This window comes from Actinomadura sp. KC216 (genome assembly GCF_004348535.1).
GTDB lineage: Bacteria > Actinomycetota > Actinomycetes > Streptosporangiales > Streptosporangiaceae > Spirillospora.
Window position 1 is genome coordinate 1 of record NZ_SMJX01000355.1, and the last position, 8,088, is coordinate 8,088.

Sequence of the window (8,088 nt, forward strand, 5' to 3'; positions counted from 1 at the left end):
GTCCCCCTACCGACCCCCCTGCCGTCGCGCCCGCACGGGGGGAGGGTTCCTCCGCCGGGATTAAACCGGACGGGCGGCGTTAACGTAGTCTGAGTTGGTTGGCTGGAGATCACCCCCCGGTGAGCGGGGTGGAGGACCGGAGGGCGAAGCCGCATGGCCTACCTGGCTGGAGCGTTGATCATATTCTTCGGCCTGCTGGTGTCCATCGCCCTGCACGAGCTCGGGCACTTCTCGTTCGCCAAGCTGTTCCGGGTGCGGACGACCCAGTTCATGGTCGGGTTCGGGCCCACGATGAAGTCGTGGCGGCGCGGCGAGACCGAGTACGGGATCAAGTGGATACCGCTCGGCGGCTACGTCCGCATGATCGGGATGCTGCCGCCGCGCAAGGGCGACGCCCCGGGCCAGGTCCGGCAGGCCAGCACCGGCCCGTTCCAGGGGCTGATCGAGTCCGCGCGCGGCGCCGCGCTGGAGGAGGTCAGGCCCGGCGACGAGGACCGCGTCTTCTACGCCAAGAAGTGGTGGCAGAAGGCGCTGATCATGGTCGGCGGGCCCGCGATGAACCTGCTCCTCGCCGTGCTGTTCTTCTCGATCCTGCTGATGGGCATCGGCACGGTCCGCGACCAGCCGGTGGTCAACACGGTCTCCAAGTGCGTCGTGCCGGCGAGCCAGTCCGAACTCAAGGACTGCCCGGCGGGCGCGCAGCCGACCCCCGCCCACCAGGTCGGGCTGCGGCCGGGCGACCGCATCGTGACCTTCAACGGCACGAAGATCGACGACTACCGGGAACTCCAGGAGCAGATCCGCGACGCCGGTGGCCGGACCGTCCCGATGACCGTCCGGCGCGACGGGAAGGACCTGCGGCTCGACGTCCCGATCACCCGCAACAAGCTGCGCGACCTCGACGACAAGGACAAGGTCGTCAACGTCGGGTTCCTCGGCATCACCCCCGGCAGCGCGGTCGAGCGGCAGGGGCCGGGCGCGGTCGCGAGCACGATGGGCGAGCTGACCGCGCGCACCGCCGGCGCGCTGGTGCGGATGCCGCAGAAGATGGTCGGGGTCTGGAACGCGGCGTTCGGCGGGGAGGAGCGCGACCCCAACGGCCCGATCGGCGTCGTCGGGGTCAGCCGGATCGGCGGCGAGTTCGCCGCCGACGACCGCATCGACGGGACCCAGAAGGTCGCCTTCTTCGTGATGCTGCTCGGGTCGCTGAACCTCGCGGTCGGGATGTTCAACCTCGTCCCGCTGCTGCCGCTGGACGGCGGCCACATCGCCGGCGCCCTGCTGGAAGCGATCAAGAAGCTGTTCGCCAAGATCTTCCGAAGGCCCGATCCCGGGTACGTGGACGTCGCCAAGGCCCTCCCGGTGACCTATGTGATGGCGGTCGTCCTCATCGTCATGGGCGGGCTGCTCATCTACGCCGACCTGTTCAACCCCGTCCGCGTCACGGGATAGCGGGCAGCTTCCCGGTCTTCAGGAAGTCGTCCAGCGCGGCCCGGTACGGCTCGATGTCGAGGCCCTGCTCGGCGAGCCAGGCGTCCGAGCCGTAGGTGCCGGTGTAGCGTTCGCCGCCGTCGCAGATCAGCGTGACGACGCTGCCGCGCTCGCCGCGCGCCCGCATCTCGGCGATCAGCTCCGCCGCGCCCCACATGTTGGTGCCGGTGGAGCCGCCGACGTCGCGCCCGCTGACCTCGCTCGTCCAGCGCATCGCGGCGATGGACGCCGCGTCCGGCACCTGGATCATCCGGTCGATCACCGTGGGCAGGAACGACGGCTCGACGCGGGGCCGGCCGATTCCCTCGATCCGGGAGCCCGCCGCGGTCCGGTCCGGGTCGCGGTCGGCGAACGAGCCGTGGAACGCCGAGCCGTCCGGGTCGACGACCGCGAGCCGCGTCTGGAACCGGCGGTACCGGGCGTACCGGCCGATCGTCGCGGACGTCCCGCCGGTGCCCGCGCCGACCACCACCCACGACGGCTCGGGAAAGCGCTCCAGCCGCAGCTGCTCGAAGATCGACTCGGCGATGTTGTTGTTGCCGCGCCAGTCCGTGGCACGTTCCGCGTAGGTGAACTGGTCCATGAAGTGGCCGCCGCACTCGGCCGCGAGGCGCCGCGACTCGTCGTAGATCGAGGACGGGTCGGCCACCAGATGGCAGCGCCCGCCGTAGAACTCGATCAGCTGGATCTTCTCCGGGCTCGTGGACGCGGGCATCACCGCGACGAACGGCAGCCCCAGCAGCCGCGCGAAGTACGCCTCCGACACCGCCGTCGACCCGCTGGACGCCTCGATCACCGTCGTGTCCGCGCGGATCCAGCCGTTCGCCAGCCCGTACAGGAACAGCGACCGCGCCAGCCGGTGCTTCAGCGACCCCGTCGGATGGACGGACTCGTCCTTCAGGTACAGGTCGATGCCCCAGTCGGGCGGCAGCGGGAACACGTGCAGGTGCGTGTCGGCGCTGCGGTTGGCGTCGGCGTCGACCCGCCGGATCGCCTCCGCGACCCAGGTGCGGTAGGTGGGATCCCACCGGTCCACGGTACGGTTCACGGCGGCCCTCCCCTCGTGTTTGCCCAGGGGGCGACCCCCTGGAACCCCCGTCACGGTCGGCGGACCGTTTCCCGAGCCGCTGGCGCGTCTCGCGAAACGGCCCCCCGACCGGCGGGTCGTGCGACCTCCGGCGCGGGGCGCCTACGGCCGCACGACCCGTGACCGGGCTGTCGGGGTGATTCTGTGCCCGGTCCCACGATATCCACGCATGTCACCGGGCATGATGGAGGCTGCGGGGGGCAGATTGATCGAGATGTTCGACGCGCGCATCGTGGAGACCGGGCGGCTGCCGCTGTTCGGGTTCTTCGTCGCGTTCATGATCACGTTCGTGCTGACGCGGGTGAACGTGCGGCTGATCCGCTCGGACGTGCGCTGGTTCCGGAACGTGACCGCCGGTGACGTGCACATCCACCATGTCGTGTTCGGCGTCGTGCTGATGCTGGCGGGCGGGGTCGCCAGCCTCGCCGTCCCGGACGAGCACGTCCGGCTCGACCTGGTCGCGGCCGTCGTGTTCGGGATGGGGTCGGCGCTCGTCCTGGACGAGTTCGCCCTGATCCTGCACCTCAGCGACGTCTACTGGACGGAGAAGGGCCGCGCGTCCGTCGACGCGGTGTTCGTCGCCATCGCCGTGACGGGGCTGCTGCTGCTCGGCGTCCGGCCGTTCGGCTACGAGGGCATCGGCATCGACCCGGGCGGCGGCGACCTCAGCGTCGGCTATGTCGCGTTCCTCGCGGGCAACCTCGCGCTCGCCGTGATCACGCTGCTGAAGGGCAAGATCTGGACCGGGCTGATCGGCCTGTTCCTGCCCGCGCTGCTGATCGTCGGGGCCGTCCGGGTGGCGCGGCCCGGCTCGCCCTGGTCGCGCTGGCGCTACGACGAGGGGTCGCGCCGCTACCTGCGGGCCGTCCGGCGGGAGAAGCGGCTCCGGCGGCCGCTCATCCGCGGCAAGATCTGGGTGCAGGAGTTCATCGCCGGGCGGCACGACCTGATCCCGCCCGACCTGCTGCAACGCCGCACCGAGGCCGCCGAGCGCGCCCGCCGCCGCCTCCGCAGGGCGACGGCGCGCGCCGAACGCCGGGCCGTCGCGCGCGCGGAACGCAAGGCCGCCGCCCGCGCGGCCCGCGGCTCGCGCACCGGGCGCAAGACCGGCGCGTGGCCCGAACGGCGGGGCGCGGCACGCGAGCGGCGCCGCGCCGACTCCCGTGGCTCGCGCGAGGCCCGCGCACGCGGCAAGGGCGCGCCCCGCCTGCGGACGCTCGCCGTGTCCAGGCGCCAGGCCCGCCGCACCGCTCCGGAACGCGCGTCCCGCGACCGCGCCGCCCGCGACCGCGCCGTCCCCGGGGAGGAGCCGCCGCCGCGGCCCCCGGAACCCGATCACGCCCGCCCGGCCGCGCTCGACGACCGGCCGACCTGACCCGGGCCGCGTCAGTCCATGACGGGCGCGACGGCGCGGACCGTGTCGATCGTGTCGGCCTCGGCCGCGGACTTGTCCGGCCGGTACCGCAGGACGCGCGCGAACCGCAGCGCGATGCCGCCCGGGTAGCGGGGGCTGTGCTGGACGCCGTCGAACGCGATCTCGACCACCAGCTCGGGACGGACGTGGACCGTCCAGCCGTCCTCCCGCACGGCCAGCTCGCGGAGCCGCTTGGTCTGCCAGGCGAGCAGCTCGTCGGTGAGGCCCTTGAACGTCTTGCCGAGCATGACGAAACCGCCGGTCTCGGGGTCGCGGGCGCCGAGATGCAGGTTGGACAGCAGGCCCTGCCGCCGCCCGTGGCCCCATTCGACGGCGAGGACGACGAGGTCGAGGGTGTGCCGCGGCTTGACCTTGATCCAGCCCGCGCCGCGCCGCCCGGCGGTGTAGGGCGTGTCGAGGGACTTGACGACCACGCCCTCGTGGCCGCGCGCGACCGCCTCGTCGAAGACCTCCTTCGCCCGCGCCGGGTCGCCGGTGATCACGCGCGGCATCCGCAGCTCCTCGGGGACGACCCGCACGAGCGCCTCGTTCCGCTCCGCGCCCGGAGCGTCGAGCAGGTCAGCGCCATCGAGATGGAGAACGTCGAAGAGGAAGACGGCCAGCGGCACGGGCTCGGTGTTCTTGGCGGTGCGGGTCGCGGTGCGGGCGGCCGTGACCTGGAACGGGTGGGGGCGCCCGTCCGGGCGCAGCGCGATCAGCTCGCCGTCGAACACGGCGTCGCGGACGGGCAGCCCGCCCACCGCCGCCACGACCTCCGGGAGCCGGGAGGTGATCTCGTCGAGCGTCCGGGTGAACACCCGCACCTCGCCCCCGGACACGTGGATCTGCGCGCGGATGCCGTCGAGCTTCCACTCCACGGCCGCCTCGGCCTTGAGCTTCGCGAACGCCTCGTCGATGGACGGCGCGGACGCCGCCAGCATCGGCTTGATCGGGCGCCCGACCTCCAGCGCGAACCCGCGCAGCCCGTCGACGCCCTCGGCCATGGCCGCCGTCGCGACGGGCCCGAGCGACCCGCGCAGCATGAACGCCCGGCGCACCTCCGCCGACGGCACCTCGGCGGCCGCCGCGATCGCCTCCGCCATGACGCCGTCCAGCGCGCCCTGCCGCAGCTCGCCCGCCAGCAGCCTGATCAGGAAGTCCTGCTCGGCGCGGGTGGCGCGGCCGAGCAGCCCCGCGACCAGCTCGCGCCGCCGGGCGACCGACCCCGGCCCGGACACGGCGCCGATCTCGGTGAACGCCGCGTCCACCTCCAGGACCGTCAGGGACGGCTCCGCGGCGGGCTCCGGGACGTCCCGCAGCGAGGCGTACCCCACGCCGATCTGCCGCTGCGGCAGCTCGCCGGACAGGTAGAAGACCACGATCGCGGCCTCGCCCGGCTCCGCCGCGCGCAGGCACTCCGCGAGCGCCGCGACCTTGGCCTTCCGGCCCGACGTGGCGGCCACGGCCGCCGACGTCCGGGTGATGTCCGCTATCAGCATCCCTTCATTGTGTCCACCGGCACCGACAATCAACACTGGCCAGACCCCGCGCGGCTGACCTACCGTGACGTGGGGCCCAACCGGTGATCGGACGGGGGAGTGAGGAGCGCGGCGTGAGCCTTCAGCGTCCGGCCGGACCGTTCCACCGGCCGTACTCGCCGCCGGAACCGCCGGCTCCGCCGCGCCGGCTGCCGAAGCGGCTCGCGGTCCTCGTCACCGCCGGGCTCCTCGCCGCCGCCGCCGTCGCGGTCTTCCTTCTGGCGCCCGACCGGGGCCGGGACAAGGCGACCGTGCGCCCGTCACCCCCCGTTGGAACGCTGCAGAGCACGACGCTCACCACGCTTCCGCCCCCCTGCGGCGCGGTGTCGAAGGGCACCATCGACCGCGCCGTCCCCATGGCGACGCGTACCGAGAACGCGAACTCGACGCTCACCACATGCACGTACACCCCGACGGGCGCCGCGTTCCCCTGGCTCCGGGTGGAGGTGCGCCTGTACGCGTCCGGCTACACCACGACGCCCGTCAAGGACGCCGAGGACTACTACGACACCCAGTGGACGCAGGCGCGCGACGCCCGGCTCGTCCGGACGATCAGGCTCGAACGCGACCGGGCCCTCGGGGACGAGGCGTACCGCTGGTACCGCGCGGACGAGGGGCGCCCGTCCGTGGTCGGGCAGGTCACCGCCAGGACCCGCAACACGGTCTTCACCGTCACCTACGCCGAGCGGGCGCCGGGCAGGGCCGCGCAGGACGCGCGAGAAGGCCCCTGCATCGCCACGGCCACCGCCGTCGCCCGCGAAGTGCTCGCCGCGCTAAATCATTTCTGACCTGAATCGGCCGATCAAGGCATATGTGCTGTCAATAGCTTCTAGGGTGTTCCGGTAAGGGGAGGGGGCGCGCCGATCATGCTCCCGGGACCGTGCCAGGTCGTCGGCGTGCTCGAGATACCCGGGGAGGAGGAGGTCGACGACGTGACCGTGCAATCGGTAGGAGTGTCCTGGGTGAGGTGAGATCCCAGGTCAGCAACCTGTACGCGTCGACGGGCCGCGGAGTGGACCTCGCTCCGCGGCCCTTTCGGTACCCTCTCCATGTACCAATGCGGTGTATTCGCGAACCATTTTCTCGAATCTGTTTCGACCTTGAGAGAAATGGTTCGAAGTGGAACTACTCGCCGTTCCGGGATCAGGGGCGGGGGGCGGGGATTCTGGCCAGGAGGCGCAGGGATGCGGGCGACACCCTCGATGCCGCGTGCAGGAGGTGGCCCTCGAAGTTGACGGGGACCATCGGCTTGTTCTTGATGATGGCGTGGACGATCCGCTCGGCGACCTTCTCCGGCGGGTAGTTGCGCCTCCTGAGGGCCCGCTGGCCGCGCTCGCGGAACCGTTCCCTGGCCGACCTGTCGCCATCGACGTAGGTGCCGTTCTTGACGATGTCGGTGCTGACGAAGCCGGGGCAGACGGCGGTGACGCCGATGCGGGAGCCCGCCAGTTCCGCGCGCAGGCACTCGCTGAGCATGAGCACGGCGGCCTTCGTCGTGCAGTAGGCGGGCAGCGTGCGGGTGGGGGTGTAGGCGGCTGCGGACGCGATGTTGACGATGTGGCCGCCGAAGTTGGGCTTGTCGGGCTTGTTGGGCAGGGCCTGGACGCGGTCGTGCATCTGCTTGCCGAACAGGCGGCAGCCGTGGACGACGCCCCACAGGTTCACGCCGAGGACGGCGTTCCAGTCGTCCAGGCCGGTGGCGAGGAACGGGCCCGCGACCGCGATGCCGGCGTTGTTGACGACGATGTCGGGCGCCCGGCGGGACTCCTTGACCTCGGCGGCGAAGGCCTCCATCGCGGCGGCGTCGGACACGTCCACCTCGTAGGGGGAGGCTCCGGCGCCGACCGTCTTCGCGAGGGTGACGGTGCGCTCGGCGGCGGCCAGGTCGATGTCGGCGGCGATGACGTGCGCGCCGCGCTCGGCGAGGGCGAGGGCGGTGGCCCGGCCGATCCCGCTGCCGGCTCCGGTGACGACGGCGAGCGCTCCGTCGAAGTGCGCGAGTGGCATGGAGCCAACCGTACTCAGGACGCGTCCGGCAGGTACGGGCTGAGCCCGTTCCAGCAGAAGTCGGTCATATGGCGGGCCGCGTCCTCGGGGGAGACCTCGGGGTGCTGGGTCTGCCAGTGCGCCAGGCGTTCGCTGCCGCCCATGATGATCTGCGTGAAGGCGTCGATGACCTTGGCGGGCGCGGACGGCGCGAACGTGGACAGCGCGCCCGCGATCAGCGTGCTCTGCTGCCTGCGCGTCGCGTCCACGGCCTCGGCCGCGGACGGCGGCGCGGAGAGCGGCTCGCGCAGGAGCATGGAGAACGATCTGCTGTGCGTGTGGACGAACCTGAAGTACGCGACCATGCCGCGCCACAGGATGTCCTTGGGGTCGCTCGCCCCTGCCATGGCCTTCTGCGTCACGTCGAGCAGCTCCGCCTTGGAGCGGGTCACGCACGCCACGAGCAGGCCGTCCTTGGAGCCGAAGTACTCGTAGAGCATCGGCTTGGAGACGCCGCAGCGCTCGGCGATCTCGTCCATGGAGGTGGCCTGGTAGCCGCGCTCGCCGAACAC

Annotated in this window: 7 protein-coding genes; 3 read left to right on the forward strand and 4 right to left on the reverse strand. The window is 72.1% G+C overall.

Going from position 1 to position 8,088, the window contains the following annotated elements; translation table 11 throughout:
- Window positions 1-174 precede the first annotated feature (174 nt).
- Window positions 175-1,452, forward strand: coding sequence for a site-2 protease family protein (locus E1264_RS36645; RefSeq protein ID WP_347813444.1), 1,278 nt, complete (start codon window positions 175-177; stop codon window positions 1,450-1,452).
- Here E1264_RS36645 and E1264_RS36650 read toward each other — a convergent pair.
- Window positions 1,442-2,539, reverse strand: coding sequence for a PLP-dependent cysteine synthase family protein (locus E1264_RS36650; RefSeq protein WP_132181137.1), 1,098 nt, complete (start codon window positions 2,537-2,539; stop codon window positions 1,442-1,444). The genes E1264_RS36645 and E1264_RS36650 overlap by 11 nt on opposite strands.
- Before the next feature lie 253 nt (window positions 2,540-2,792).
- Between E1264_RS36650 and E1264_RS46280 the strand changes: the two genes are divergently transcribed.
- Window positions 2,793-3,953 carry a hypothetical protein gene (locus tag E1264_RS46280; RefSeq protein ID WP_347813445.1) on the forward strand — a complete coding sequence of 387 codons (1,161 nt, stop codon included), beginning with the start codon at window positions 2,793-2,795 and terminating at the stop codon, window positions 3,951-3,953.
- Window positions 3,954-3,964: 11 nt separating this feature from the next.
- On the opposite strand, the gene E1264_RS36660 is transcribed toward E1264_RS46280, so the two are convergent.
- Window positions 3,965-5,491, reverse strand: a complete 1,527-nt coding sequence (locus E1264_RS36660) for an ATP-dependent DNA ligase (RefSeq protein ID WP_132181139.1) — start codon at window positions 5,489-5,491, stop codon at window positions 3,965-3,967.
- Between the two features lie 113 nt (window positions 5,492-5,604).
- Here E1264_RS36660 and E1264_RS36665 point away from each other — a divergent pair, with 113 nt between their 5' ends.
- The gene (locus E1264_RS36665; protein ID WP_132181141.1) at window positions 5,605-6,318 is read left to right on the forward strand and encodes a hypothetical protein; all 714 of its coding nucleotides are present in this window, start codon (window positions 5,605-5,607) and stop codon (window positions 6,316-6,318) included.
- Window positions 6,319-6,673: 355 nt separating this feature from the next.
- Here E1264_RS36665 and E1264_RS36670 read toward each other — a convergent pair whose 3' ends face one another.
- Complete coding sequence (locus E1264_RS36670; RefSeq protein WP_132181143.1) at window positions 6,674-7,537, reverse strand: SDR family NAD(P)-dependent oxidoreductase; 864 nt, start codon at window positions 7,535-7,537, stop codon at window positions 6,674-6,676.
- A gap of 14 nt (window positions 7,538-7,551) precedes the next feature.
- Window positions 7,552-8,088: TetR/AcrR family transcriptional regulator (locus tag E1264_RS36675; RefSeq protein ID WP_132181145.1), on the reverse strand; the 537-nt coding region annotated here is incomplete at its 5' end.

What these genes read in the sequence shown, in the direction of transcription:
- E1264_RS46280 (WP_347813445.1), top strand. Translation starts at nt 2,793, where the DNA reads ATGTTCGACGCGCGCATCGTGGAGACCGGGCGGCTGCCGCTGTTCGGG.
- E1264_RS36670 (WP_132181143.1), bottom strand. Translation starts at nt 7,537, where the DNA reads ATGCCACTCGCGCACTTCGACGGAGCGCTCGCCGTCGTCACCGGAGCC.
- E1264_RS36660 (WP_132181139.1), bottom strand. Translation starts at nt 5,491, where the DNA reads ATGCTGATAGCGGACATCACCCGGACGTCGGCGGCCGTGGCCGCCACG.